Below are 26,359 nucleotides of genomic sequence, written 5' to 3' on the forward strand. Positions count from 1 at the left end.
GCCTACGAGCGCGCGGCCACCGCCCAGGGGCTGGTCCAGCCGATCCTCGAGATGACAGCACGCACCCGGTACGTGTAGGACCCGTCGGTGACGAGGGTGCACTTGCCGTTCACCGACTGCGCACCGGTCGCGCACGCTGCGGAGAACCCGGTCGAGATGGCGGCGGGGGCCGGCGAGGACACGTTGTAGTCCGATCCGTCATTCGAGACCGGCACCGACCCGTTGCCCATGCTGCCGCGGAAGTTACTGCCCCAGCACGAGACGCGGCCATCCGTCATCAGTGCACAGGGTGAGAAGCCGTACGCGTCGAGTTGAGCGACCTGCCCGGTGCCCACGATTCCGCCCGTCACGCGTGTCGGGGTGCTCACGATGGGAACAGGCGACGCCGTCGACAGCCCGAGTCCGAGCCAGCCGGCAACATTCGAACCCCAGCAGTAGACGCTGCCCGATTTCAGCGCGCACATGCTGCCGTATTGGAAGTCGGTCGTCGCGGGACCGCGCATGAACACCGAGTCGGGCTTGGAGAGGCCCGGCGTGGCGAGGAGAGTGGGGCGATCCTTCGCTACAGGCCGTCCGGCCGAGTCGATGCCGCCGCCCATGAGACCCCAGCAGTAGAAGTCACCGGTGTCCGTCTTGGCACAGACCGTGCCGTCACCGCCCGATAGCCCCGTGAACCGCGTGCCCGCGGCGATGGAGCCACTATCGACCGCGATGGGAGCCCAGCTTCCGTAACCCGAGTTCACGCCGGTTCTGTTCGGGAACGGGGTCGAGCCGATACCGAGGGATCCCTGGACCTCGAGACCCCAGCAGGCAATGGAGTCGTCACTGGAGAGGGCGCAATATCCTTGTCCACTCCCCGCGATGCTGACGACGGTCTTGCCCTGCAGCGCTCCGTTGTCGATCGTGCGCGGAGTCATGATCGTGTCTGTTGAGCCGTTCGTTCCGTAGACCCCGTATCCCCAGCAGGCAACTTTGCCGTTGACCGTCAGGAGACAGTTCGCTCCATTGGCGACGCTCACGCTGATCTGCTTGACGCGATCGGACCCGAGCGCGCTCATATTGACCGCCACCGGCTTACCCGCCTCGGAGCTTCCGGCGCCGGGGTAACGTCCCCAGCAGTACGGACGCTGGTCCGACGTGATCGCACAGGTCGTCGCCCCACCCGTCACAACACTCACCGCTCGCTTACCGGTCAATTCTCCGGTCGCGAGGACCGGAGTCGGCTGCGCCTGCCGCCCGTTGTAGACGAACGTCCCATCACCGAGTCGAGGTACGAGGGCGTAGCCCCAGCAGTAGACCTCTCCCTTATTCGTGACCGCGCACTCCGCACTGTCGCGCGAGGAGATCCCCACCACTGAGCTGGGCACGCCGCCGTCGGTGTCCGACGCGGCGAGGAGGTCACCGGTGTAGACGGTTGTCGCGTCGGTGAAGTCGCCGCGCTGCGAACGCTCCACCGTGTAGACGGGCGAATCCGCGACGCCGTTCGAACGGAGCGCGGCCGATATGTCGGACCACTTGAGCGAGGTCGAGACGCCGCTCGGGGAGCCGCTCTTCTCCGCCGTCAACGTCATGGTCGGCGATGTGATGCCGCCCGCGCCGTTCTGAAGAGCGTTGATGACGACGTCGAACGACGCCTGCGCTCCCTGGAAGCGGTCGTCCGCGGCCGTGTCGAGCCACATCCGCAGTTCGACCTTCGACTGCCCACCGGCTGCCAGGGCGCTGCCCTGAGTCTGGAACGAGCCGGGCAGCGCGGCCGCCGGCATGTCGCCGAGCCGCAGGATGGAGGTCACCGGCTGGCCCTGCTCGCTGAAGAGCTGGAACCGGAACATCGCGAGCTGCGCCGCCGTGAGAGGCGCCACCGCCTTCGGATTCACCACCGACAGCGTCCAGTCGAGCGGGATCGTGCCGGTGTTGCGGACCGTGACCCATTCGGAACGCGCCGCGGACGAGGCCTGGCCGTCGGTCATGGGGTAGACGTCGGACACGGCGATCGACGCCTGATCCCGGTCGCCGATGTTGCCGAGCGACAGGAGGGCGCCGGTCACGGTCGCGCTCGCCGAACGGGTCGCCGTGAACCAAGCGCCCGTCATCGAGACGGAGACCCCTCCGATACCCAGCACGAGTGCCAAGAGCCCGACCGCGAGAGCGCGGCCACGAAAACGCACAGAACGTGCCATGAAAAATCCCTGTATCCCCCGGGCGGCCGCAGAAATACCGTCCGAGAAGGGACGGCGAGCCGCTTTCGGACGAGTCTGACGGGGCCGCCGCACGGCTGTCACCTGCGCGGAAAGCGAAAGGTTCGCTCAGCGAACAGAACGCGCGTCGGACGCCGATTCTTGAGTCAGGAGGTGAGGACTTCGAGCAGTTTCTCGCCGTAGCGGTCGAGCTTGGCCTGGCCGACACCGGTGATGCCGGCGAGACCATCGAGCGTGGTCGGACGCACGGTCGCGAGTTCGCGGAGCGACGCATCGTTGAAGACGACGTAGGCGGGGACGCCCTGCTCCTTGGCTTCGGCGGCCCGCCACTCGCGCAGCTCCTCGAACATGGGTTGGGCCTCTGGCGGCAGATCGACGACCGCCCGACGGGCACTGCCCGAACCGGCGGACCGGGCGGCCTTCGGCGATTCCTTGCGCAGCTCGACCTTCGTCGATCCGGACAGCACCCCGGCGCTGCCCTCGGAGAGGACGAGAGTGCCGTACCCGTCATCGGCGACGGCCAGCAGCCCCTGGGCGAGGAGCTGGCGCAGGACGCCGCGCCACTGCTGCTCGGCGAGATCGGAGCCGATGCCCCAGGTCGCGAGCTTGTCGTGACCGTGCTGCGTGGTGCGTGGAGTGGTCTTGCCTCGGAGGATGTCGATGATCTGGCCGCCGCCGAAACGCTGGCCGCGTTCGCGCTGCAGGCGCACGACGGTGGACAGGAGCTTCTGGGCGGGGACCGTGCCGTCCCACGTCTCGGGCTTCTCGATGCAGGTGTCGCAGTTGCCGCAGGGCTCGGCGAGGTTCTGACCGAAGTAGGCGAGCACTTGACGACGACGGCAGTCGACCGTCTCGCAGAGGGCGAGCATGGCGTCGAGGTTGGCGGACAGGCGACGGCGATGCGCCTCGTCGCCCTCGGACGTCTCGATCATGCGACGCTGCTGCACCACGTCGTTGAGCCCGTAGGCGAGCCACGCCGTGGAGGGCAGGCCGTCGCGCCCGGCGCGACCCGTCTCCTGGTAGTAGCCCTCGACCGACTTGGGCAGGTCGATGTGGGCGACGAAGCGCACATCGGGCTTGTCGATGCCCATGCCGAACGCGATCGTGGCGACCATGACGATGCCGTCGTCGCGGAGAAAGCGGCTCTGGTTGGCTGCGCGCACGCGTGCGTCGAGACCCGCGTGATAGGGCAGGGCTTTGATGCCCTGCGCAGCGAGGAACTCGGCGGTCTGCTCGACGCTCTTGCGCGACAGGGCGTAGACGATGCCCGCGTCGCCGTCGTGCTCGTTCTTGATGAACGACAGCAGCTGCCGACGCGGATCGTCCTTCGGGACGATTCGATACTGGATGTTGGGCCTGTCGAAGCTCGAGACGAAATGCTTCGCGTCATCGAGCCGCAGCCGCATCGCGAGTTCGCGATGGGTCGCCTCGGTCGCGGTCGCCGTGAGGGCGATGCGCGGCACGTCGGGCCAGCGTTCACCGAGGTCGCCGAGAGTCAGGTAGTCGGGTCGGAAGTCGTGACCCCACTGCGCGACGCAATGCGCCTCGTCGATCGCGACCACCGACAGACCGCCCGCGTTATGGACGTTGTCGAGCAGCCGGCGGGTGCTCTCGAGCGCGAGCCGCTCGGGCGCGACGTAGAGCAGGTCGACCTGGCCGGCGAGCAGCGCCTGCTCGACGCGGCTGCGCTCGGCGGAGTCCTGGGTGGAGTTGAGGAACTCGGCCCGCGCACCGACCGCGCGGAGTGCCGACACCTGGTCGTGCATGAGCGCGATGAGCGGCGAGACGACCACTCCCGTGCCCTGTCGGGCGAGGGCGGGGATCTGGTAGCAGAGTGACTTGCCGCCGCCGGTCGGCATGAGGACGATGGCGTCGCCGCCGCCCAGAACCTGGTCGATGATCTCGCCCTGCTGTCCGCGGAACGCGTCGTAGCCGAACGTGGAACGGAGAGTCTCGAGGCCTGCTTCGAGTGCGATCGGGGCAGCCATCCGCTCATGGTAATCGCCGCCGCGGACGTCGCGGCGCCGGCATGGAGAACGCGGGACCAAGGTCCCGGTCATGCGCTGGGGAGGGGACGGAGCGCACCCTAGGCTTGGCGCATGCAGCGCCAGACGACAGCGATCCTGCTCACCTGCGCCGCAATCGGCGTGGCCGGTGGGCTCGTCTTCGTGCTCGAGGGACTGATCAGCGGAACCGTCGCCGCAGCGGCCCCGTTCCTCTACGGCGCGACACTCGGCGTCTACTTCCTGCCCGGTGCCATTGCGATGGTCCTCCTCCGCCGTCCGGGTGTCGCACTGCTCTCCGCGGTGATCGCGGGTGTCGTCGTCTCGCCCTTCACGTCGATCTCGGTGCGCGCGATCGCTGCGACCGCCCTCATCGGAGCCCTGCAGGAGCTGCCGTACGCGATCACCCGCTACCGGAAGCGGCCGGTCTGGCTCCTCTACCTCGGCGCGGTCGTGGCCGGCGCGATCTTCAGCGCTGTGGTGCTCGTCGCGTTCGACGTCGTCTCGCTGGCGCCCGGACTCCAGTTCGTCGCCGTACTGAGCTCCGTGCTCGCGCCGGTCGTCTTCACCGCGATCGGGCACGCCATCGCGCTCGGGGTGGCGCGCACCGGCGCTGCTCGCTCACTGGCATGGAGGCCGGCACCCCGCTCCTAGCGCGACGGCATGCGTCACATCTCCTCGTGCGTGTTCGGGTCGCCCCCGAAGAGTCGGCCGTCCGCCCGCCCGAGAGACGAGATCGCGGCGACCTGGTCATGGGTGAGGGTGAACCCGCCGAGCTCGAAGTTCTCCCGCTGACGGTCGGGGTTCGCCGACTTGGGGATCGGCACCGACCCGATCTGCTGATGCCAGCGGAGGATCACCTGCGCCGCGCTCACCCCGTGCGCACGTGCAGCCGAGGCGACCGGCTCCGCCTCCTTGACGGGGGCGGCCTTGCCGAGCGGGCTCCACGCCTCCGTCACGATCCCGTGCTCCTCGTGGAAGGCCCGCAGCTGCTCCTGCGGGAAGAACGGGTGCAACTCGACCTGGTTCACCGACGGCATGACGCCGGTCGCATCGGCGATGCGGAGCAGGAACTCCTCGGTGAAGTTCGAGACCCCGATCGACCTCACGCGACCCTGCTGCTGGAGAGCGACCATCGCGCGCCAGGTCTCGACGAACTTCCCGACGCTGGGGTTCGGCCAGTGGATGAGATAGAGGTCGACGGTGTCGAGACCCAGCGCGGCCGCCGAGCGGTCGAACGAGGCGAGCGTCTCGTCGTACCCGTGGTCGCGGCCCGGGAGCTTCGTCGTGACGACGATGTCGTCCCTCGCGACGTCGGTCTGGGCGATCGCCCTCCCCACAGCGTCCTCATTGCCGTAGTTGACGGCGGTGTCGATGAGGCGGTAGCCGATCTCGAGGGCGCTCAGGACGGCACCGGTGCCCTCCGCTCCCTTCAACGGGTAGGTGCCGAAGCCGATGTCGGGCAGGAGGGTTCCGTCGGAGAGTGCGAGCATGCCTCCACCGTACGACTCCTCCCCGCCGCTGACGCTGGATGCTCGTGCTCGCCTCACTCTGACGGCCGGCCATCCTTGGCTCGCGAAGATAGGTAAGGCTATGCTCAGTTGCGCTCTGATCGCCGACCCGGAGGTGCCGCTTGTCCGCAGCCAGCGCGCCTGCCTCCGACCCGCACCTCGACCGCCCGAGGCCGAGCGCTCTGCTCAGCACCGTGGGCGTCTCGATCCTCCACGAGGGCGGGACTCGACCCACTCCCCTGGCCGTCGACCTCGCCGTTCACCCCGGTGAGGTGCTCCTCGTGCTCGGGCCCTCGGGGTCGGGCAAGTCGACGCTCGCCCTCGCCCTCAACGGACTCGTGCCACATGCCGTGCCCGCGAGCCTCGAGGGCGAGGTGCTGATCGGCGGACGATCCTCCCGCGAGATCAGCGTCGCCGAGGCGAGCCGCACGGTCGGCATGGTCTTCCAGGATCCCGACGCACAGATCGTGACCGGGACGGTGCTCGACGAGGTCAGCTTCGGCCCCGAGAACCTCCTCGTCCCCACCGACGAGGTTCTCGCGCGAGCCGAACGCGCCCTCCGCGAGGTCGGACTGTGGGAGCGCCGGTCCGAGAATCCCGACCGCCTCTCCGGCGGCGGACGCCAACGCCTCGCCATCGCCTGCGCACTGGCGATGGGGTCGCCGCTGCTCGTGCTCGACGAGCCGACCGCCAACCTCGATCCCGTCGGCATCGACGAGGTCTACGCGGTCCTGCGCCGGATCGTGCGGGACGATCGCCGCTCGGTCCTGCTCATCGAGCACAACCTCGACGCCGCGATCGATCTGGTCGACCGCGTGCTGGTCCTCGACCGCCTCGGCAGGGTCGCCCTCACCGGAACCGTCGACGAGGTGCTCCGCCACCGGGTCGACGAGGTGCGGGCGCTCGGCGTCTGGCTGCCGATCGCGACCCTCGCCGCACTCGACCTCCGCGCTGCCGGAATGGATCTCGACCCCCTTCCCCTCACCGCGCGCGAGCTGACGGCCGGACTCGACGCGCTGCCCGAACTCCCCGCACCTCGTCTCCCCGGACCCGAGGGCGAGCACCGCGCACCTGCGGTCGAGGTCAGGTCGCTGTCGGTCGTGAAGCGCGGCACGACACTTCTCGACGACGTTGAGCTGTCGGTGCCCGCCGGCGAGATGCTCGCGATCATCGGAACCAACGGAGCGGGCAAGACGACGCTCCTCCAGGCGATCGCGGGTGTGGTCCCGCCCCCTCGCGGCACCGTGACCGTCGGCGGCCTCGACCCGGCGAAGGCCGACGTCCGCACGCTCGCGGCGACCATCGGATTCGTCTTCCAGAACCCCGAGCACCAGTTCCTCGAGCCCTCCGTCGCCGACGAGCTCGCCCACGGACTGCGGATCAGAGGCATCCCCGCCGACGAGGTGGAGCATCGGGTCGACAGGATGCTCGCCCGGTTCGGACTGACCGAGCTGCGAGCGCAGCACCCCTTCCTCCTCTCGGGCGGGCAGAAGCGCAGGCTCTCGGTCGGCACCGCGCTCATCGCCGGCGCTCCGGTGCTCGCGCTCGACGAGCCGACGTTCGGGCAGGACCGCGAGCACGCTGCCGAGCTGCTCGACGTGCTCGCCCGGCTGCGCGACGAGGGAACGACGGTGCTCATGGTCACCCACGACCTCCAGCTCGTCGCGGACTACGCGGATCGGGTCGCGGTCCTCTCCGGCGGGAGACTGCTCGGCGCCGGCCCCACCTCGACCGTGCTGGCGGGCGACCTCATCGAGCGGGCCGGCCTCCGACCACCACCGCTCACGCGTGCGATGCGGGCGTTGGCGAACCATCCCGAGTGGCGCTCCGTCAGCCGCCTGGCCGACCTGCCGGTCGCCCCATGACCGCGGCGACGACGGCGATGATCGACCCGTTCGCCGTGAGACCGGACTACGGACCCGTCCGATTCCTCTACCGGCTCAATCCGCTGAGCAAGATCGCGGCCCCGCTGCCCGCGATGATCGCGTTGATCTTCGTGCGCGATCCACTCACCCCCGCGATCTTCCTCGGCCTGACCTTCGCTCTCATCCTCATCGGCGCGAAGCTCTCCCGACGCGCAGCACTCGGAATCCTCCTCGGCATCCCCGCGGCGCTGATCGTCCTGACCCTGAGCTTCGCGCTGTGGACCGATCCTGCCCGTACCGCGGACACGACGAACCTGTTCACGATCGCCGACTACCGGTTCAACACCGGTGCGCTCTACATCGGCGCTTCCACGGCGCTGAGGCTCACGACCCTCGCCGCCCTCGCCCTGCTGGGCGGCCTGACGACCGACGGCCCCGACCTGGTCCGATCACTCGTCCAGCAGCTGCGCGTGCCGTACCGGATCGGGTACACCGCACTCGCCGCCTACCGGTTCGTGCCGCGGTTCGCGCACGAGCTCGAGATCATCCGCGCCGCCCATCGGGTTCGCGGCATGGCAGGTGGACGCGGCCCGATCGCGGGGCTCCGGCGCTACCTCGGCTATGTGGTGCCGCTCCTCGCGAGCGCGATCCGGCACGCGGAGCGGGTCGCACTCTCGATGGATTCGCGCGCGTTCGGCGCCCACCCGACCCGCACCGAGCGTCACCTCGTTCCGTTCCGCACCCGCGACTGGCTGTTCATCGCCGCGTTCTGGATCGTCAGCGCTCTCGTCCTGCTCGCCCTCCCCCGCGATTTCCTTCCCCTGATCGGAGACCGATGACCTCTCACGCCGTGCCCCCGACCCGGAGACGCGCCAGCACGCGCTTCCTCATGACCTGCGCCGTGCTCGGTGTCGCCGGCGGACTGCTGTCGATCGCCCTCAACTGGGCGAGCGTCGGCTTCGCGACCGTCGGCGTCGTCTTCTTCGGGGTGACGATCGGCTTGTGGGTCCTCCCCTCGATCATCGGGCTGGCCCTCCTCCAGCGCCCGGGTGCGGGAGCCCTCATCGCGGTGCTCGCCGGGCTCGTGAACGCCCCGTTCACCCCGTTCGGATACGCGCAGATCCCCACCGCGCTCATGATGGCGGTGCTCGTCGAACTGCCGTTCCTCGTCACGCTCTACCGCGTCTGGAAGCCGTGGCTGTTCTACGTCGGGTACACCGTGCTCCTCACCGCGTTCTCGACCCTCTGGTTCGTCGCAACGGACATCATGAGCAGCCCGGCGCTGCTCGTCGCCGCCTACGCCGCCTCGGCGATCGCGTCTCTGTTCTTCGTCTGGCTCGCGCTGCTCCTCGCGAAACGTCTGCGTCACGCGGGAGTCGGCCGCACGGTAGCCCGGCCGGTGCCGCCAGTCGCCGCGTCGCCCTACGGCAGCGGTGGTGCGACGTCGTGAGCCGCTTCCCGACCCGGTACCTGCTCACCTGTGCGGCCATCGGCGCGGCCGGGGGCGTCCTGCTGATCCCCGCGAACAACGTCGCCGCAGCCGTCTCCGCCTCGCTGCCGCCGCTCTACGCCGCGATCGTCGGAGTATGGATCCTGCCCGTCATCACCGGCCTCGCGCTGCTGCGTCGCCCCGGGGTCGGGGTGCTCGTCGCCCTGCTCGCGTCCCTCGTGACGGTCCCGTTCACTCCGTACGGCGCCCGCTCGATCATCACCGGCCTCATGGTCGGGATCGCGTTGGAGCTGCCGTTCGCGATCGCGCTCTACCGGCACTGGCGGCCGTGGCTGTTCTTCGTCGCCGCTCTCCTCGTCGGCGGGCTCTACGCCGGCGTCTCGTTCAACAGCCTCGATCTGCCCACCTTCCCGGCGGGGGTGCAGATCGCCTTCGTCGCCCTCCTGCTGGTGAGCGTCGCCGTCGCGGTCGCGCTCGGTCTGTGGTTGGCGCGTGCGGTCGAACGCACCGGCGTCGTCCGCGGGATCGCTCGCCCGAGAGCGGCGACTCCGGGTGCAGAGGCGGTTCGCTGATGGCGCGCGGACTCCCCCGCAGGGTCGAGCCCGATGAGAAGGTGATCCTGCACGCCCACGTGCTGCGCACCGAGCGGGTCAGCCCCTCGTTCCAGCGGGTGACGATCACCGGCGAGGCGCTGCGGCGCTACGCGCCCCTCGGGTACGACCAGTGGTTCCGGCTCTTCCTGCCCGCGCCCGGCCACAACGATATGAAGCTGCCGAAGAACCCGGGCGGGCTCCTCGGGTATGCGCGGTTCCTCGCCATCCCAAAAGCCTCGCGCCCCGCGCTCCGCAACTACACGACGCGGGCGTACCGACACGGGGTCGAAGGCGGTGCGCTTCCCGAGCTCGACATCGACTTCGTGCTGCACGGCGATGAAGGGTTCGCCTCCGGATGGGCCGCCCGCGCGCAGCCCGGCGACGAGGTCGCACTTCTCGACGAGGGCATCCTCTACGTGCCGCACGAGACGACGAGACGGCACCTGATCATCACGGACGAGACAGGACTGCCGGCACTGGCCGCCATCGGCGAGTCCCTCCCGCGGGATGCGGTCGGCGATGCCGTTCTCGAGGTGGCCGATCGAGCGGATGCCGAGTTGATGACCCTGCCTGCCGGGATGACGCTCCATGTGCTCGAGAGGGCCGAGGGGCTGCATCCCGGGTCGGCCGCTCTGGCGCGGGTGGAGGAGTTGGCGCTCGACGTCGACGGCCTGTATCCGTTCGCGGTCGGAGAGTCGTCGCTGGCAACCGGTGCGCGCCGGCACTTCGTCAGCGAGCGCGGGCTCCCGAAGGAGCAGATGACGTTCTGCGGCTATTGGAAGGCCGGACACTAGCTCGAGGTCTGCGACATGGCGGACCTGCGCTTTGCTTCGCTCAGCGGGCGGGGCGGGCGAACGTGAGCCCGCCCGCAGAGCGCAGCGACGCGAAGGGCCTCCGCTTCAGGTAGGCGCTTCGACGGGCTCAGCGGGCGGGCGGCGGCGTCCCGGACCGTGGGCCTTCGCGTCGCTTCGCTCTGCGGGCGGCAGGCCCCCGCCCGCTGAGCGCAGCGAAGCGAAGGGGATCCACCCGCCCGCTCGCGATGACGAGCTCGACGGGCGGTAGGAGCACGGCCTGGCCACCGACGACGAAGGGACCGGGCCATCGGCCCGGTCCCCTCGATTCGGTAGGTCAGTCGTCAGCGTGCGACGAGATCCTTGATCGTCTTGTCGCCGGGCGAGACGGTCGTCGCGACGGCCTTGATCTCGGCGCGGCTCAGCAGCTCCTCCATCTTGCGGCGACGGTTCTTGCCGATGAGGGTGACGACGATCCCCGAGTGGCCAGCGCGACCGGTGCGGCCGGCACGGTGCAGGTACGTCTTGTACTCCTCGGGCATGTCGGCCTGGATGACGAGTCCGATGTCGTCGACGTGGATTCCGCGTGCGGCGACGTCGGTGGCGACGAGCACGTCGACCTTGCCGCTCGTCAGACGCTCGAGGCTGCGGGTCCGGCGGGCCTGGTTCAGGTCGCCGTGCAGGCTCGTCGCGGGAACCCCCATGTCGCTGAGCTCGTCGGCCAGCTGCTCCGCGAACGCACGGGTGCGGGCGAAGACCAGGGTCTTGCCGCGACCCGCGGCGAGCTCGGCGACGAGGCGGACCTTGTCGCCCTGGTCGATGAGCAGCAGGCGATGATCGATGTTGGAGTTCGACTGATCCTCGCCGGCGACCTCGTGGACCGACGGGTTCGGCAGGAACTCCTCGACGAGCGATGCGACACCCGAGTCGAGCGTGGCCGAGAACAGCAGGCGCTGCGCATCGGGACGCGTGAGACGCAGGATGCGCTGCACGGGCTCGAGGAATCCGAGGTCGCACATGTGGTCGGCCTCGTCGAGGACGACGACGGAGACCTCGGACAGGTCGAGGTGACCCTGCTCGACGAGGTCCTCGATGCGGCCGGGCGTGCCGATGATGATGTCGACACCGCGGTTGAGCGCACCCACCTGACGGGCCTGGGGAACGCCGCCGTAGATCTGCGTGGTGAACAGGCCGACGCTGCGCGCGATGGGCTGCACCGTGCGGTCGATCTGCAGGGCGAGCTCGCGGGTCGGGGCGAGGATGAGCGCACGGGGTGCACGTCCCATGGCCCGCTTGGCGCCGCCGCCGTTCTCCATGAGCCGCTCGACGAGAGGCGCGCCGAACGCGATGGTCTTGCCGGAGCCGGTGCGGCCACGGCCGAGCACGTTGAGCCCGCTGAGCACGTCGGGGATCGTCGCCGCCTGGATGGGGAACGGCGACTCGGCGCCGAGCTCCGCGAGGGTGCGGACGATGTTCGAACCGAGCCCCAGGTCTCCGAACGTGACGCCCTCGACCTCTGACGCGACGGTCGCGGTCGCCTCGAGGCGTTCGAGGACGACGTCTTCGACGTTCGCCATGTCGCGGTTCGGGCGGCCGTAGAACTCGGACTCGCCGTAGTTCACGCTGCGCCCCTCTGCGGCACGGGGGCGCTCGAAGCGGCCGCCCTCGGGACGCTCGTGACGAGGAGCGCGGTCGTTGCGATCGAAAGTGCGCGCGGGACGCTCGTCGCGGACGGGACGGCCGTCACGCGTCGGGCGGGCGCCGGGCTCGTAGGCGCGGGCGGAGCGGTCGCCGCGGGGGGCGCGATCGTTGCGATCGTTCGTGTACGGACGGTCTCCACGAGGGGCACGGTCGTTCCGGTCGTTGGTGTACGGACGGTCTCCACGAGGGGCACGGTCGTTCCGGTCGTTGGTGTACGGACGGTCCCCACGAGGGGCACGGTCGTTCCGGTCGTTGGTGTACGGACGGTCCCCACGAGGAGCCCGATCGTTCCGGTCATTCGAGTACGGACGATCCCCACGAGGAGCCCGATCGCTCCGGTCGTTCGAGTACGGGCGATCCCCACGAGGAGCGCGGTCGCTCCGGTCGTTCGAGTAGGGACGGTCACTGCGCGGGGCGCGGTCGTCGCGCGAGTAGCGGTCGTCGCGCTGCGGGCGCTCGTCGCGCTGCGGGCGCTCGTCGCGCTGCGGGCGGTCGTTGCGGGAGTAGCGGTCGTCACGAGCGGAGGCGCTGTTGCGACCCCCCGAATACCGGTCGTCGCGGGGTGCGCGGTTGCGGTCACGGTCGCCGAAGCGCTCGTTCTGACCCTGACGTGCACGGCGCTCTTCGCCGGCCGCGGCGCCGGGGCGCTTCGGACGCGACTCGGGCGGGGTCCAGTCGGGACGACGCTCGCGACGGTCGTTCGTCTCGGGGCGTCCACGAGCGGCGCGGTCGTCGTTCGACCAGCGGTTCTTGGCGGGCGCCGCGTCGGACGCGGGACGGTAGCCGCGGTGCTTGGGGCTGACGCTGCTCGGCTTGCTGCCGCGCGCTGCGCCCGCGCCACCGCGGCGGGGAGAGGAATTACCACTGAATGAAGGCATGAAGAAGTGCTCCTGAAAAGGGCCGCAGAATGGCGGCATGATCCCGGGCACATCGGCGGCCGGGCCGGATTCGAATCGGATGTTGATCCAGCGATCCGCTGGCGGAACCGGCCCTGCGTGATCACAGTGCCCTGGAATAGATCTGAATCAGGGCCGCACCGGCGTCACCGATGCTCTCGTCACGAGCCGACCGAACTACGTTACCGGAACATCGCCGGTCTGTCACCAGCCGATCAGACGGCGGATGCCTGCTCGCGCTCGGCCTCGCGCGCCCGTCGGAGCCCCGCCCGGCGTTCGAAACCGCCGTACACGAGCGAGTAGAGGACGGGGAGGACGACGAGCGTCAGCACCGTCGACGACACCAGTCCCCCGATGACGACGAGGGCGAGCGGCTGCGAGATGAACCCGCCTCCGCCGGTCAGACCGAGGGCCATCGGCAGCAGCGCGAAGATGGTCGCGAGCGCGGTCATCAAGATCGGACGGAGACGGCGGGTGGCGCCCTCCGTGACGGCCTGGACGACGGGCAGTCCTCGATCCCGATACTGATTCACCAGGTCGACGAGCACGATCGCGTTCGTCACCACGATTCCGACCAGCATCAGCAGGCCGATGATCGACGGGACGCCGAGCGGGATGCCCGTGACGACCTGGAGCAGGATCGCGCCGGTCGCCGCGAACGGAACCGAGACGAGCAGCAGCAGCGGCTGCAGCAGGCTGCGGAAGGTCGCGACCATGACCACGTAGACGATGAGGATGGCGGCCAGCAGCGCGAGGAAGAGCTGGCTGAAGGCGTCACCCTGGTCGGACGAGACCCCACCGAGGGTCGCATCGGTGCCGGTCGGCAGGTCGATATCAGCGAGCGCCTGCGTCACCTGCGCGTTCGCGGCGGTCAGGTCGTCGGACGCGGGGGTGACCGAGACGGTTGCGCTGCGGGTACCGTTCACCGTCGAGATGCTCGACGGGCCGTCGGTCACTTCCACTGCGGCGAGGGAGTCCAATCGGACAGGCCCCCGAACCGTCGGCACCTCGAGTGCGGCCAGACCGTCACGGGTCGTCGGCACCGATGTCGGCTCGACGTAGATCGTCAGCTGCTGGTCGTCGATCGTGATCGACCCGAGCGCCGACGGCTGCATGGCCTGCGAGACGAATCCGGCGAGCGCGACCTCGGTGTAGCCGGCGGCGGATGCCGCGTCTCGATCGACGGCGACCTGGATGAAGGGCTGGGCGGCCTCCAGGTTGCTGGTCGCCTCGGCGACCCCGTCGAGGTCGCGCATCGCCGTCAGGACCTGGTCGGCCGCAGCCTGCAGGTCCTCCTGGTTGCTCGCCGTGATGTCGACGTCGATCGCGCTCGAGGTGCCGAATCCGCTCGACGCCGCCACCGAGAACGTGCCGGCGTCCTCGAGGGCGTCGAGGGTGTTGCGCACGTCGACCTGCAGGGCGTCCGCGTCGGCGTCGTCGCTCGTGGTGATCGAGTAGGTGGCCTGCGTCGATCCGCCGCCTCCCCTGAACGCCGCGAGCGCCCCGCCAGCGCTGCCGAGCGAGACCTGGACGGTCTCGATCCCATCGATGTCCTGCAGCGCCTCCTCGGCGCGCTTCGCCGCGGCGTCCTGGACTTCGAGGCTGGTCCCGGGGTCGAACGTCTCGGTGACGGAGAGGGTGTTCTGACCGCTCGAGCCGAGGAAGTTGGTCTTCAGGAGCCCCAGCAGCGGAACCGTGCCGGCGAGGATCACGAACGCGATGACGAGCGTGATCACCTTGTGCGCGAGGGTCACGCGCAGAAGCGGGAGGTACCGCTTCTGCAGGCGCGTCGGCTGCTCGGCGGATTCGGCGCCGTCGGAGTGGCGGTGGACCTTGGGCGCCTTCAGCACCCAGTAGGCCAGCACCGGGACGATGCTGAGGGAGACGAACAGCGACGCGGCGAGCGCGATCGTGATGGTCAGCGCGAAGGGCCGGAAGAGCTCGCCCGTCGCTCCCTGCACGAACGAGATCGGGAGGAAGACGGCCACCGTCGTGATCGTCGACGCCGTCACGGCGCCGGCGACCTCGCGAACGGCTCGGGCGACCGTCGAGAGCTTGTCGTCATGGTCGGTCGCGAGATGCCGCTTGATGTTCTCGATGACGACGATCGAGTCGTCGACTACGCGCCCGATCGCGATCGTCAGAGCGCCGAGGGTCAGCAGATTGAGCGTGTACCCGGAGAACTGCATGCCGATGAACGTGATCAGCACGGAGGTCGGGATCGAGATGGCCGTGACGAGCGTCGCCCGCACGGAGAGGAGGAAGACGAGGATCACGATGACGGCGAACACCAGGCCGAGCAGACCCTCCGTCGCGAGCGACTCGATCGACTGCTCGATGTACGGCGCCTGATCGAACACGGTCGTGAACGTGACGCCGTCGAGCTGGTCGGAGATGCCCGGCAGGGCGTCGGTGACGAGGTGGGACACCTCGACCGTGTTGGCCGCGGGCAGCTTGGTGACGGCGAGCGTCAGCGCGGGTTCGCCGTTGACGCGGGAGATCGAGGTGACGGGGTTGTCGACGAGCGCGACCGTCGCGACGTCGCCGATCGTCGAGGTTCCGGCCGCGAGGGGCAGCGCGGCGATGTCGTCGACGGAGCCGAGTCGGGTTCCGGCCTGAACCGAGAGGGTCGAGCCGTCCTGCGTGATGCTGCCTGCCGGGACGAGCGCACCGCTCGATCGGACGACATCGCCGATGGCGGCGGGGGTCAGGCCGAGAGCCCCGAGCGCGGCGGTGTCGGGCGTGATCGTGATCCGCTGACCGGGAGCACCCGACAGCGTGACGCCGCGGACCCCGGCGAGTTCCTCGAGCGCGGGCAGCGCGACGCGGTCGAGGTCGTCGGCGAGAGTGGTGCTGTCACCCGACGCGGCGACCTGGATGATCGGGAAGTCGGAGATGCTGCCGCTGAGAACCTGCGGATCGAGGTCGTCGGGAAGGATCGAGCGAATGCGGTTGATCGCCGCCGAGACCTTGTTCTCGCTCGCGGCGAGATCGACCCCGTAGGTGAAGGTCGCGCTGACGACCGAGCTGCCCGCACTGGAGGTCGCCGAAGTGCTCTCGACCCCCGCCACCCCGCGGATGGCCTGCTCGATAGGGGTACTCACACTGTCGTTCACGACCTCGGGAGACGCCCCCGTGTAGGTCGTGATGACCGCGATCTGCGGGAACTCGATCGACGGGATCAGCTCCTGTTTGAGCGAGGTCAGCGCGAGTCCGCCGAACACCGCCGCGACGATCGTGATGAGCGCGATGAGCGCCCTGTTCTTGAGGCTGGCGATCGCGAGGAGATGCACCTTCGCGATTATCCCGGATCGATGTAACGGGGAAGCATCGGTCTCAGACGACCGCCGACAGCGACGACGTCTCGCTCGAGACGGGCGCGTCGGCCACGTCCGCCCATACCTCGGCGAGGATGTCGACCGCGTTGCGCACAGCCTCCGGCCCCGGACCGAACGGGATGCGGATGAACCGCTCGTACGCGCCGTCGAGACCGAACCACGGGCCGGCCGGGATGCGCAGGCCGCGATCGCGGGCGCCGATCGCGAGCTGCGAGCTGACCGGCCGGTCGAAATGCACCCAGGCGGCGAGCCCCCCGTCGACTCGCGGCATCCGCCAGCTCGGCAGCCTCTCGGCGAGCGCTGCAGCGAGGGCGTCGCGCGCGATCAGATGCTCAGCTCGGCGGTGCTCGAGGATGGCGTCCAAGTCGGCGAGCAGCTCGGTCACGATCAGCTGGTCGAGCACGGCCGTGCCGAGATCGCCGTGCGGCCGGGCGATCGCGAGTTCGGCGATGACGTCCTCGCTCGCTCGCAACCAGCCCACCCGGAGTCCGCCCCACATGGTCTTGCTCGCCGAGCCGATAGTGACGACCGAGGTGCCGGCCGGTACCACAGCCGCGAAGGGTGCACGCCGGCCGCGGTCGATGTCGAGCTCCCCGGTCGTCTCGTCGATCAGCAGGGTGCTGCCCGACTCGCGGGCCGCGCGGGCGATGCGCTCGCGTGTCGTCTCCGGCATGGTCCGCGCGGTCGGGTTGTGGAAGTCGGGCATCAGGTAGGCGACCTTGGGCGCGACGCCCCGGATCAGCTCGACGGCCTCATCGGCCTTCCACCCGTGGGTCGCGTCGACGGCGAGCGGGATGAGCCGTGCGCCGGCCAGACGGAGCGCCTCGTAGGCGTGCGGGTAGCCCGGGGACTCCACCACCGCACGGTCGCCCCGGCCGAGCAGCACCCGGGCGGCCAGGGTGATGGCGGCCTGGGCGCCGGAGGTCACCATGATCTGGGTCGGCCGGGTGGGCAGTCCGCGCGCTGTGTAGCGTTCGGCGAGCGCTTCTCGGAGCTGCGGGAGTCCGATGAGTTCGTATCCGGGACCTCCGAGCACCGACGGCAACGCGCTGACCGCTCGTTCGGCGGCCCACTGGAACCCGGGGGTCGCCCCTGCGGACGCGGTCGTGAAGTCGAGCCGGGGCCCCAGCGGGCCGAGCGACCCGTGCCGGTGGGCGTGGGTTCCGGGAATGCGGATGATGCTTCCCGATCCGCGCCGGGTCTCGACGTAGCCCGATGCACGCAGCTCATCCAGCGCGGCGCCGATGGTCGTGCGGCTGACACCGAGCCGGTCGGCGAGTTCGCGCTCGGACGGGAGTCGGCTTCCCGCCGGGATCCGGCCGTCGATCGCGAGCAGCCGGATGCGTGCCGCGAGCACCGCGTAACCGGCCCCGTCACCGTCGCGCCAGCCGGCGAGCAGGTCGGCGAGCTGCTGCGGGCTGACGGTGCGGACCATCAGACCACTGTAGCGAAAGTGGACCTTTTCTTAGATACCAATTCGCGTTTCACTCATGATATGGGTTCACGTCATTCCGTCCGCATACCGACTCTTCTCGTCGGGCTCGCGCTGTACGGGATCGCCGACGGCATGATCGTGCAGGCCGCGATCGGCGTGAGTCCCTGGGCGGTGCTCGCACAGGGGATCTCCACGCAGACCGGCCTGCTCTTCGGGGTCGTGACCAACGTGATCGGAGCGCTCCTCCTTCTTCTCTGGATCCCGCTGCGGCAGAAGCCCGGGGTCGGGACACTGCTCAACGTGCTCATCGTCGGTTCGATGGCCCAGGTCGCGATCTGGCTGATCCCCGCCCCGGAACCGATCGTCGGGAAGGTCGCCTTATTCGCCGGCGGACTTCTGCTGCTCGCGGCTGCGACGGGGATCTACGTGGGAGCCGACTACGGGGCAGGCCCCCGCGACGGACTCATGACCGGCGTCTCCAAGCGATTCGGCTGGCCGATCTGGCTGTCGCGCTCGACGATCGAGATCACCGTCCTCGCGGCCGGCTGGCTGCTCGGCGGCAATGTCGGCGTCGGGACGCTGGCGTTCGCCGTGTTCATCGGACCGCTCTGCCACCGCACCATCCCGCTGCTCGCGCTGCGGGCACCGCGAACAGCGGCCCCCGCGGCCGGCTGAGGTCACCGACAAGGCAGGCACCCGCCGCCCGTTGAGCCCGTCGAAACGAGTGGCCGCACCCGCCCGCCCGCCCGCCCGCCCGCCCATTGAGCGCAGCGAAATGAAGGGCGGAGGCGAGGGGTCGTTCCTCCCTTCGCATCGCTTCGCTCAGCGGGCGGCGTCTTCGCATCGCTTCGCTCAGCGGACGGGCTCTTCGCTCGGCGGGCGGGGCGTTTCGACGGGCTCAACGGGCGGCTACCTCGGCTCGACGGGCGGGTGGCGGTCAGATGGCGGCGATAGGTTTTCTGGTGACCCGTGCCGTGTGCGCGGCAGCACCCACCGACCTGGCTCCGGGAGAATCCCATGACCGAATCCGCTCCGCTCGACCCGACGACCACGGATGCGTGGCAACTGCTCTCAGATATCGCCACCGACTTCTCACCCGACCTGCGCGCCTGGTTCGCCGACGACGCCGGACGGGCCGAGCGCTACACCTTCCAGGCCGGCGATCTCACCGTCGATCTGTCGAAGAATCTGCTGACCGACGAGATCCTCGCGCAGCTCCTGCAGCTCGCCGAGCTGAGCGGCGTCGCCCCTCGCTACCGGGCCATGATCTCGGGCGAGCACATCAACGTCACCGAGGACCGGGCCGTCCTGCACACGGCGCTGCGCCGCCCCGCTGAAGGATCCGATCTCGAACCGCCGAAGGGCTTCACCGTCGACGGCCAGGACATCGACGGCGACGTGCACGCAACGCTCGACAAGGTCTACGCGTTCGCCGACAAGGTGCGCTCCGGCGAATGGACGGGCGTGACCGGCAGGCGCATCGAGACGGTCGTCAACATCGGCATCGGCGGTTCCGACCTCGGCCCGGTCATGGTCTACGAGGCGCTCAAGCCCTATGTGCAGGCCGGTCTCGAATGCCGCTTCGTGTCGAACATCGACCCCTCCGACATCTACGAGAAGACCGCCGACCTCGACCCCGAGACCACTCTCTTCATCGTCGCATCCAAGACGTTCGGCACTCTCGAAACCCTCACGAACGCACGCCTCGCACGGCAGTGGCTGTGGGAGCGCCTCGGTCGCTCCGGTGCGATCGCCGACACCGACGAGGCCCGCAGCGGAGCCGTCGCCAAGCACTTCGTCGCCGTGTCCACCGCGCTGGAGAAGGTCGCCGCCTTCGGCATCGACCCCGAGAACGCCTTCGGGTTCTGGGACTGGGTGGGCGGGCGCTACTCCGTCGACTCCGCCATCGGCACCTCGGTCGCCGTCGCGATCGGCCCCGATCGGTTCCGCGAGTTCCTCGCCGGATTCCACACGATCGACGAGCACATGCGCAGCACACCGCTCGAGCGCAACGTGCCCGTGCTGATGGGACTGCTGAACGTCTGGTACGCCGACTTCCTCGGAGCCCAGAGCCACGCGGTCCTGCCGTACGCGCAGTATCTGCACCGGTTCCCCGCCTACCTGCAGCAGCTCACCATGGAGTCGAACGGCAAGAGCGTCCGCTGGGATGGTTCGCCCGTGACCACCGACACCGGTGAGATCTTCTGGGGCGAGCCGGGCACGAACGGCCAGCACGCCTTCTACCAGCTGATCCACCAGGGCACCCGCCTCATCCCCGCCGACTTCATCGCCGTCGCCAACCCAGCGCACGGTCTGACGGATGACAGCGGCGACGGCGGAGCAGTCGAGCCGGGCGCTGACGTGCACTCCCTCTTCCTCGCCAACTTCTTCGCGCAGACCAAGGCGCTCGCCTTCGGCAAGACAGCCGAAGAGGTCCGCGCCGAGGGCACGAAGGAGTCGATCGTCTCGGCCCGCACCTTCAGCGGCAACCGACCCACCACCTCGATCCTCGCCCCGGAGCTCACCCCGAGCGTGCTCGGTCAGCTGATCGCGTTGTACGAGCACATCGTGTTCACCGAGGGCACCATCTGGGGCATCGACTCGTTCGACCAGTGGGGTGTCGAGCTCGGCAAGCAGCTCGCGCTGCAGATCACGCCGGCGGTCGACGGCGACACCGACGCACTCGACGCACAGGACTCGTCGACGAAGGCGCTCATCGCGAAGTACCTCGAACTGCGCCGGTGACGGCCGGCGGTTGAGAGGAGGGGGCGGATGCTTCGGCATCCGCCCCCTTTCTTTTCCCCGAGCACGAACGAAACGCTTGCATCCTCCGATAAACGCGATATATCGTGTGTCTCGTCAACGCGATATATCGTGAAGGGAGACGCGGATGGCTCAGGAGAAATGGTTCGTCGACGGGCCCCGTGTGATCGATGTCGAGCATGTCCGACGCCTCAAGGTCGGCCTCATCGGCGGTGAGATCACGATCATCGGACACGACGACCCGGGCGCTCGTGTCGAGGTCCACTCCGTCTCGGGCAAGCCGCTCGCCGTCTCGATCGACGGGGACCGCCTCGAGATCGACCACCCCCAGATCGGATGGGACAACTTCCTCGACGTTTTCGGAGCGTTCCGGGACCGCGCCCGTGCCGACGTCACCGTCATGGTGCCCCACTCCGTCGCACTGAAGCTCGGCGTCGTCCGCGCCTCCGTCCTGGTCTCGCGCCTGATCGGCGACGCGTCGATCAGCACCGTCACCGGCGAGGTCGTCCTCGACAGCCACCGGGGCGACGCGCAGTTCAACGCGGTCAGCGGCGAGGTCTCGGTCCGCGCTCACGTCGGCGGCATCTCGGTCAACACCGTGAGCGGCGATGTCACCGCATCGGGTGAGATCAGCCGGTTCGCCTGCGACAGCGTCAGCGGCGCCGTCTTCCTCGACATGGTCGGCTTCCCCGAGTCGGTGGCCACCAACTCGGTCACCGGCGGCGTGACGGCGCGTTTCGAGCCCGACGTACCGCTCCGCTACCGGATCAGCACCGCGACCGGACGACTGCAGCTCGACGACGAGCACATCACCGGCCTGCGCGGCGAATACGTCTCGAGCAAGGGAGCCGCCCCCGGCGCCCAGGCCGTCGACTTCCGCGCGAACAGCGTCTCCGGGTCGATCTCGGTGCTGCACGGGATCCACGCGTGAGCCCCGCGGTCTTCGGGCGCGGCCACCTCCGCCTCTACCTGCTCGCACTGCTCGACGAGCGGCCCCGGCACGGCTACGAGCTGATGCAGGCACTGACGGAGCAGTTCGGGGGAACCTACGTTCCGAGCGCCGGCACCATCTACCCGCGTCTCGCGAAGCTCGAGGACGACGGGCTGGTCACGAAGCAGTCCGACGGGCGCAAGACCGTCTACGCCATCACCGACGCCGGCCGGGTCGAGCTCGAGTCCCGCCGCGACGAACTGGAGGGGATCGAGGGTCAGGTCACGGACTCGGTCCGGCATCTCGCCGACGAGGTCCGCCGCTCGGTGGACGACGCCATGAAGACGCTGCGCGCCGACCTCGCCGCCTCCGCCCGCGACGCCCGGGAGGGCGCCCGGTCCTCGGGGCAGCAGGCTCGACGCGACACCGACGACGCCCGTGTGACGTCGCGGATGCGACTCCAGGACGCGGACTCCGCAGTGTCACGGTTCCGCAACGAACTCCGCTCCGACCTGCGTATCGCCGCCGAAGGCGGGACGCTCAGCCAGGAGACGACGGAGCTGATCTCCGCGGGACTCGACGACCTCCTGGGACGCATCCGGGGCAGTCTCGGTCGCTGAGCAGGCGCTCGCCCCCCTGAATGGGGACTGAACGCGCTCCCGTGGCGGTATTGACAGCGCAAGGGCCGGGAGTAGTGTCGTCGCTCGTGACTCAGACCCCGGAGGCCGGCGAGGCCGACGGCGGCAGCACCGTCAAACGTTGGTTGATCGGCGACAAACTGCCGAGCGATCAGCTCGAAGGTCAGCTGCTGCCCAAGCGGTACGCGCTCCCGATCTTCGCGAGCGACCCGCTCAGCTCGGTGGCGTACGCGCCGCAGGAACTGCTGATGATCCTGCTGCTCGGCGGGCTCGCGTTCCTCAGCTTCGCTCCCTGGGTCGCGGCCGCGGTCGTCGTGCTCCTGATCGTCGTCGTGGCGTCCTACCGTCAGCTGATCAAGGCGTACCCGTCCGGTGGCGGCGACTACGAGGTCGCGAGCAAGAACCTCGGCGAGAAGGCCGGGCTCGTCGTCGCGTCGGCGCTGCTCGTCGACTACGTGATGACCGTCGCCGTCTCGGTCGCGAGCGGTGTCGACAACATCATCTCGGCACTTCCGGGACTCGCACCGCTGCGGGTCGAGCTCGCGATCTTCTTCGTCATCCTCCTCGCCGCGGTGAACCTCCGGGGTGTCCGCGAGTCGAGCAAGGCCTTCGCGGTTCCCACCTACCTGTTCGTCGCGAGCGTGTTCATCATGGTCGTGGTAGGTCTCGTCCGCACTGCCCTCGGCGATGCACCCGTCGCCGAGTCGGCGGGATACGAGGTTCAAGGCGAGCAGCTCACACAGGCCGCGTTCGTTCTGCTTCTCCTCCGCGCGTTCTCAAGTGGCTGCTCGGCGCTGACCGGAGTCGAGGCGATCTCGAACGGCGTCCCGGCTTTCCGCCGACCGAAGATCCGCAATGCGCAGTCGACCCTCGTGCTCATGGGCGGCATCGCGATCGTGCTCTTCGCCGGCCTGACCACCCTCGCCCTGATCGCCGATGTCCACTACGCGGAGCGCACCTGCGACCTCATCGGTTACGCGAACTGCGGCGACGTGCCCCAGCGGAGTCTGATCGCGCAGATCGCGTCGTCGGTCTTCGGCAACAACTCGATCCTCTTCTTCGTGATCCAGGCCACGACGGCAGCGGTGCTGTTGCTCGCTGCGAACACCGCATTCAACGGCTTCCCGCTGCTCGGCTCCGTGCTCGCGAAAGACGGCTACGCGCCCAAGGCTCTCTCGACCCGCGGCGACCGCCTCATCTACTCGAACGGCGTGCTGATCCTCGCCGCGTGCGCCGCCGTCATCCTGCTCGTCTACCAGGCCAGCGTGACCGGCCTGATCCAGCTGTACATCATCGGCGTCTTCGTCTCGTTCACCCTCGGACAGACGGGCATGGTCCGGCACTGGCTGCGCGAACTGCGGGCCGGTCGGGGCAAGGCGAGCACCATCTGGGGGGCACTGTCGATCAATGCGGTCGGCGCTTTGATGACGGGCAGCGTCCTCATCGTCGTCACGATCACGAAGTTCACGCACGGCGCATGGATCGTGTTCGTCGTCATGCCGATCCTCTACACACTCATGCTCGGCGTGAACCGGTACTACCGCGACGTCGAGAAAGAGGTCGAGATCGACCCGCACGTGACCTTCGGGTCCGTGCACGACCACGCGATCGTCCTCGTCGGCCGCCTCCAGAAGCCGACGCTCAAGGCACTGGACTACGCGATCGCCGCCCGCCACGAGAGCCTCGAGGCCGTGCACGTCTCGGTCGACGACGAGGCGACCGACAAGCTCGAGGCCGAGTGGCGCTCGATGAACATCAAGGTGCCGCTCTGCGTGCTCCGCTCGCCGTACCGCGACATCGGCTGGCCGCTGGTGAAGTACATCCGCAAGCATCAGGAGCACAGCGGCGGCGAGGTCGTCACCGTCTACCTGCCGGCCTTCATCGTCGGCCACTGGTGGGAGCGGCTGCTGCACAACCACAAGGCGCGGCGCATCCAGCAGAAACTGGCGCTGCAGCACGGCGTCGCCATCGCGATCGTGCCGTGGCTGCTCGACTCGTCCGACCTCATCTACGGGCGCCGGTCCCGTCCGGTTCCCGGCCAGGATCGACGCGGAGAGCCGGTCCGCCCCATCTCGCGCACCCCGCTCCGGCCCGCCCGGGAGGACGCGACCCGCTCGGCCGTGGCCACCGCGAACGCCCTGCGCCCGAAGGACCCGGACGTCGAGATCGTCAAGCCGATCCCGGTCAACAAGAAGCAACCCCGCAAGAAGTAACCGGCCCGCCGCCCGCCCATTGAGCCCGTCGAAATGAAGGGCAACGAAGGTGAGCCCTGCGCTTCGACAGGCTCAGCGGGCGATGGGCCGAGCCCGCCCATTGAGCGAAGCGAAATGAAGGGCTCCCGGCCGCCTCGCTACCTTCGCATCGCTGCGCTCAGCGGGCGGGGACGAGTCGCGTGCGACTCCCGTCGAGTTCACGCACGCGGCGGTTGTCGACCAGCGTCAACGCCGTACTCCGCATCGAAGAGGGTGATGCGCTTCGCGCGCGCCCGTAACGTGGCGACTCCTGACAGGACCGAGAAGATAGCGATTGCGACATAGCCCGCCACCAGCCACCAGTAGAGGGCATCTTCGGGGCTGCGGGATGAGTTGAGGGCACCGATGGCTGCCCAGCCCAAACCCACCACGATTCGCGCGATGCCACTCACCCGGCCCCGGTCGGCATCCATCCTCTTGGTGATGAGGCCGGATACCGGTGACGCGGGCGTCGGCTCGGTATCAGTCACGCAGGACAGATGAATGCGGACCATCCAGCCGAGTCCTTCGCTTCGACAAGCTCAGCGGGCAGGGCACGCTCGACAGGCCGCCACTCGGCGGGTCGATTCGTCCCGGCCCTGCACCGAGCCCCCGCCCACTGAGCCCGGCGAATGATAGGGGTCGAGCCTGCCAAGTCCCTTCGCTTCGCTGCGCTCAGCGGGCGGGAAGCTGACCGCCCATTGAGCCCGTTGAAATGAAGGGCGACCAAGAAGACACCCGCGCTTCGACAGGCTCGGCGGTCGGACCCAGCCCGCCCATTGAGCGAAGCGAAATGAAGGGTCGAAGGAGACACCCGCGCTTCGACGAGCTCAGCTGGCGGCCCGCCTAGCCCGCCCATTGAGCCCGTCGAAATGAAGGGCAACCAAGAAGACACCTTCGCTTCGACAGGCTCAGCGGGCGGTACCCGCACGAAGGTGACCGCGGCTCAATAGTGGGATTTGGCCGTGTCCTTCGTGCGCTGGAGCCGTGAGTCTGGGCGCTCGCTGGAAGTTAGTTGGAGACCGCCGTAGCGTCGAACCATGGTTGATCTCTACGAACCCCAAGACGTCACGAAGAAGTACCCGCAGCCCCCGTTCAAGCCCCAGCAGCAGCCGGTCCCCGGAACCATCTTCCAGATGGACCCGCCCGCCGATCACGGCGAGGAGAGCTACAAGGGCTCCGGTCGTCTCGCCGGCCGCAAAGCCCTCATCACCGGAGGCGACTCGGGAATCGGTCGCGCGGTCGCGATCGCATTCGGTCGGGAGGGTGCGGATGTCGCCCTCAACTACCTGCCCGAAGAGCAGAAGGACGCCGAGGACACAGCCAAGTACGCCGGCGACGGCGGTGCGAAGGTCGAGCTGATCCCCGGCGATCTCGCCGATGAGGCCTTCAACGCCGAGCTGGTCGAGAAGACGGTCGCCGCGCTCGGCGGACTCGATCTGCTCGTCATGATCGGCGGACGCATGCCGACCGTCTCCGGCATCGAGGACTTCGACACGGAGGTCTTCGACAACCTGCTCAAGGTCAACGTGCACTCCCTCTTCTGGCTGACGAAGGCCGCGAAGAGGCACCTGAAGCCGGGCGCCTCGATCATCACGACGTCGTCGATCCAGGGCTTCGTGCCATCGCCGACTCTCGTCGAGTACGCGGTGACGAAGGCCGGCATCGCCAACTGGACCCGCGCCATGGCTCAGCAGCTCGCCGAGGACGGCATCCGGGTCAATGGTGTTGCCCCGGGACCGTTCTGGACTCCGCTGCAGCCGTCGAGCGTGCCGAACGAGAAGATTGAGGAGTTCGGCGCTGAGGCCGCGTACGGCCGCCCCGGTCAGCCGGTCGAGCTGTCGTCGACCTACGTCTACCTCGCGTCGCAGGACTCGAGCTACACCAGCGGCGAGACCATCGCGGTCACGGGCGGCACCCCCACCCACTGACCCAGCGGTTCCGACCTACTCGTCGGCTTCCACGAAATGCCCTTCGACAGCTTCACTGTCGAGGGGCATTTCCGTGCCACCGGTGAA

At 69.0% G+C, this 26,359-nt stretch carries 19 protein-coding genes; 12 read left to right on the plus strand and 7 right to left on the minus strand.

Annotated elements, in window-relative coordinates; translation table 11 throughout:
- Window positions 1–2: 2 nt before the first annotated feature.
- Both DDQ50_RS01740 and recQ read right to left on the minus strand, forming a co-directional pair.
- Entirely contained in the window at window positions 3–2,177 is a 2,175-nt protein-coding gene (locus DDQ50_RS01740) for an RCC1 domain-containing protein (protein WP_116755012.1), read from the minus strand.
- A 164-nt stretch (window positions 2,178–2,341) separates the two neighbouring features.
- A complete protein-coding gene (gene recQ / locus DDQ50_RS01745) occupies window positions 2,342–4,183 on the minus strand; it encodes a DNA helicase RecQ (protein WP_116755013.1) in 1,842 nt (613 codons plus the stop codon).
- Between the two features lie 111 nt (window positions 4,184–4,294).
- Between recQ and DDQ50_RS01750 the strand changes: the two genes are divergently transcribed.
- The gene (locus tag DDQ50_RS01750) at window positions 4,295–4,852 is read left to right on the plus strand and encodes an ECF transporter S component (RefSeq protein ID WP_116755014.1); all 558 of its coding nucleotides are present in this window, start codon (window positions 4,295–4,297) and stop codon (window positions 4,850–4,852) included.
- 14 nt (window positions 4,853–4,866) lie between these two features.
- Here the strand turns inward: DDQ50_RS01750 and DDQ50_RS01755 are convergent, their stop codons facing one another.
- Window positions 4,867–5,691: an aldo/keto reductase gene (locus DDQ50_RS01755; RefSeq protein WP_116755015.1), complete on the minus strand. Its 825-nt coding sequence runs from the start codon at window positions 5,689–5,691 to the stop codon at window positions 4,867–4,869.
- A 140-nt stretch (window positions 5,692–5,831) separates the two neighbouring features.
- Between DDQ50_RS01755 and DDQ50_RS01760 the strand changes: the two genes are divergently transcribed.
- The 5 genes from DDQ50_RS01760 to DDQ50_RS01780 are packed head-to-tail and all read left to right on the plus strand — an operon-like array spanning window position 5,832 to window position 10,411.
- Window positions 5,832–7,574, plus strand: a complete 1,743-nt coding sequence (locus DDQ50_RS01760) for an ABC transporter ATP-binding protein (RefSeq protein WP_240614196.1) — start codon at window positions 5,832–5,834, stop codon at window positions 7,572–7,574.
- The gene (locus DDQ50_RS01765; RefSeq protein ID WP_116755016.1) at window positions 7,571–8,413 is read left to right on the plus strand and encodes an energy-coupling factor transporter transmembrane component T family protein; all 843 of its coding nucleotides are present in this window, start codon (window positions 7,571–7,573) and stop codon (window positions 8,411–8,413) included. The genes DDQ50_RS01760 and DDQ50_RS01765 overlap by 4 nt, the downstream gene beginning before the upstream one ends.
- Window positions 8,410–9,024, plus strand: coding sequence for an ECF transporter S component (locus DDQ50_RS01770; protein WP_116755017.1), 615 nt, complete (start codon window positions 8,410–8,412; stop codon window positions 9,022–9,024). The genes DDQ50_RS01765 and DDQ50_RS01770 overlap by 4 nt, the downstream gene beginning before the upstream one ends.
- The gene (locus DDQ50_RS17155; protein ID WP_165829658.1) at window positions 9,021–9,596 is read left to right on the plus strand and encodes an ECF transporter S component; all 576 of its coding nucleotides are present in this window, start codon (window positions 9,021–9,023) and stop codon (window positions 9,594–9,596) included. Before DDQ50_RS01770 ends, DDQ50_RS17155 begins: the two co-directional genes overlap by 4 nt.
- Window positions 9,596–10,411 (plus strand): siderophore-interacting protein, encoded by an 816-nt coding sequence (locus DDQ50_RS01780; protein ID WP_116755018.1) that lies wholly within the window; start codon window positions 9,596–9,598, stop codon window positions 10,409–10,411. Before DDQ50_RS17155 ends, DDQ50_RS01780 begins: the two co-directional genes overlap by 1 nt.
- Before the next feature lie 341 nt (window positions 10,412–10,752).
- On the opposite strand, the gene DDQ50_RS01785 is transcribed toward DDQ50_RS01780, so the two are convergent.
- The 3 genes from DDQ50_RS01785 to yczR form a co-directional block, all read right to left on the minus strand.
- Window positions 10,753–12,987, minus strand: a complete 2,235-nt coding sequence (locus DDQ50_RS01785; protein WP_116755019.1) for a DEAD/DEAH box helicase — start codon at window positions 12,985–12,987, stop codon at window positions 10,753–10,755.
- A gap of 233 nt (window positions 12,988–13,220) precedes the next feature.
- Window positions 13,221–16,298 (minus strand): efflux RND transporter permease subunit, encoded by a 3,078-nt coding sequence (locus DDQ50_RS01790; RefSeq protein WP_116755020.1) that lies wholly within the window; start codon window positions 16,296–16,298, stop codon window positions 13,221–13,223.
- A 43-nt stretch (window positions 16,299–16,341) separates the two neighbouring features.
- Window positions 16,342–17,778 (minus strand): MocR-like transcription factor YczR, encoded by a 1,437-nt coding sequence (gene yczR, locus DDQ50_RS01795; protein ID WP_116755021.1) that lies wholly within the window; start codon window positions 17,776–17,778, stop codon window positions 16,342–16,344.
- A gap of 60 nt (window positions 17,779–17,838) precedes the next feature.
- On the opposite strand from yczR, the gene yczE reads away from it, so the two are divergent.
- The 5 genes from yczE (at window position 17,839) to DDQ50_RS01820 (ending at window position 24,323) form a co-directional block, all read left to right on the plus strand.
- Window positions 17,839–18,453 carry a membrane protein YczE gene (yczE, locus tag DDQ50_RS01800; protein ID WP_116755022.1) on the plus strand — a complete coding sequence of 205 codons (615 nt, stop codon included), beginning with the start codon at window positions 17,839–17,841 and terminating at the stop codon, window positions 18,451–18,453.
- 342 nt (window positions 18,454–18,795) lie between these two features.
- A complete protein-coding gene (gene pgi / locus DDQ50_RS01805; protein ID WP_116755023.1) occupies window positions 18,796–20,523 on the plus strand; it encodes a glucose-6-phosphate isomerase in 1,728 nt (575 codons plus the stop codon).
- Window positions 20,524–20,668: 145 nt separating this feature from the next.
- The gene (locus DDQ50_RS01810) at window positions 20,669–21,472 is read left to right on the plus strand and encodes a DUF4097 family beta strand repeat-containing protein (protein WP_116755024.1); all 804 of its coding nucleotides are present in this window, start codon (window positions 20,669–20,671) and stop codon (window positions 21,470–21,472) included.
- Entirely contained in the window at window positions 21,469–22,092 is a 624-nt protein-coding gene (locus DDQ50_RS01815) for a PadR family transcriptional regulator (protein ID WP_116755025.1), read from the plus strand. The genes DDQ50_RS01810 and DDQ50_RS01815 overlap by 4 nt, the downstream gene beginning before the upstream one ends.
- A 143-nt stretch (window positions 22,093–22,235) precedes the next feature.
- The gene (locus DDQ50_RS01820) at window positions 22,236–24,323 is read left to right on the plus strand and encodes an APC family permease (RefSeq protein WP_116756029.1); all 2,088 of its coding nucleotides are present in this window, start codon (window positions 22,236–22,238) and stop codon (window positions 24,321–24,323) included.
- A gap of 197 nt (window positions 24,324–24,520) precedes the next feature.
- On the opposite strand, the gene DDQ50_RS01825 is transcribed toward DDQ50_RS01820, so the two are convergent.
- Window positions 24,521–24,856, minus strand: coding sequence for a hypothetical protein (locus DDQ50_RS01825; protein WP_116755026.1), 336 nt, complete (start codon window positions 24,854–24,856; stop codon window positions 24,521–24,523).
- A gap of 525 nt (window positions 24,857–25,381) precedes the next feature.
- Between DDQ50_RS01825 and DDQ50_RS01830 the strand changes: the two genes are divergently transcribed.
- On the plus strand, window positions 25,382–26,272 hold the full coding sequence (locus DDQ50_RS01830; protein WP_116755027.1) for an SDR family oxidoreductase: 891 nt from the start codon (window positions 25,382–25,384) through the stop codon (window positions 26,270–26,272).
- The last annotated feature ends 87 nt before the right edge of the window (window positions 26,273–26,359 follow it).

Source organism: Amnibacterium flavum (genome assembly GCF_003097495.1).
GTDB lineage: Bacteria > Actinomycetota > Actinomycetes > Actinomycetales > Microbacteriaceae > Naasia > Naasia flava.

What these genes read in the sequence shown, in the direction of transcription:
- recQ (WP_116755013.1), bottom strand. Translation starts at nt 4,183, where the DNA reads ATGGCTGCCCCGATCGCACTCGAAGCAGGCCTCGAGACTCTCCGTTCC.
- DDQ50_RS01830 (WP_116755027.1), top strand. Translation starts at nt 25,382, where the DNA reads ATGGTTGATCTCTACGAACCCCAAGACGTCACGAAGAAGTACCCGCAG.
- DDQ50_RS01825 (WP_116755026.1), bottom strand. Translation starts at nt 24,856, where the DNA reads ATGGTCCGCATTCATCTGTCCTGCGTGACTGATACCGAGCCGACGCCC.
- yczR (WP_116755021.1), bottom strand. Translation starts at nt 17,778, where the DNA reads ATGGTCCGCACCGTCAGCCCGCAGCAGCTCGCCGACCTGCTCGCCGGC.
- yczE (WP_116755022.1), top strand. Translation starts at nt 17,839, where the DNA reads ATGGGTTCACGTCATTCCGTCCGCATACCGACTCTTCTCGTCGGGCTC.
- DDQ50_RS01785 (WP_116755019.1), bottom strand. Translation starts at nt 12,987, where the DNA reads ATGCCTTCATTCAGTGGTAATTCCTCTCCCCGCCGCGGTGGCGCGGGC.
- DDQ50_RS01810 (WP_116755024.1), top strand. Translation starts at nt 20,669, where the DNA reads ATGGCTCAGGAGAAATGGTTCGTCGACGGGCCCCGTGTGATCGATGTC.
- DDQ50_RS01780 (WP_116755018.1), top strand. Translation starts at nt 9,596, where the DNA reads ATGGCGCGCGGACTCCCCCGCAGGGTCGAGCCCGATGAGAAGGTGATC.
- DDQ50_RS01750 (WP_116755014.1), top strand. Translation starts at nt 4,295, where the DNA reads ATGCAGCGCCAGACGACAGCGATCCTGCTCACCTGCGCCGCAATCGGC.
- DDQ50_RS01765 (WP_116755016.1), top strand. Translation starts at nt 7,571, where the DNA reads ATGACCGCGGCGACGACGGCGATGATCGACCCGTTCGCCGTGAGACCG.
- DDQ50_RS01740 (WP_116755012.1), bottom strand. Translation starts at nt 2,177, where the DNA reads ATGGCACGTTCTGTGCGTTTTCGTGGCCGCGCTCTCGCGGTCGGGCTC.
- pgi (WP_116755023.1), top strand. Translation starts at nt 18,796, where the DNA reads ATGACCGAATCCGCTCCGCTCGACCCGACGACCACGGATGCGTGGCAA.
- DDQ50_RS01755 (WP_116755015.1), bottom strand. Translation starts at nt 5,691, where the DNA reads ATGCTCGCACTCTCCGACGGAACCCTCCTGCCCGACATCGGCTTCGGC.
- DDQ50_RS01770 (WP_116755017.1), top strand. Translation starts at nt 8,410, where the DNA reads ATGACCTCTCACGCCGTGCCCCCGACCCGGAGACGCGCCAGCACGCGC.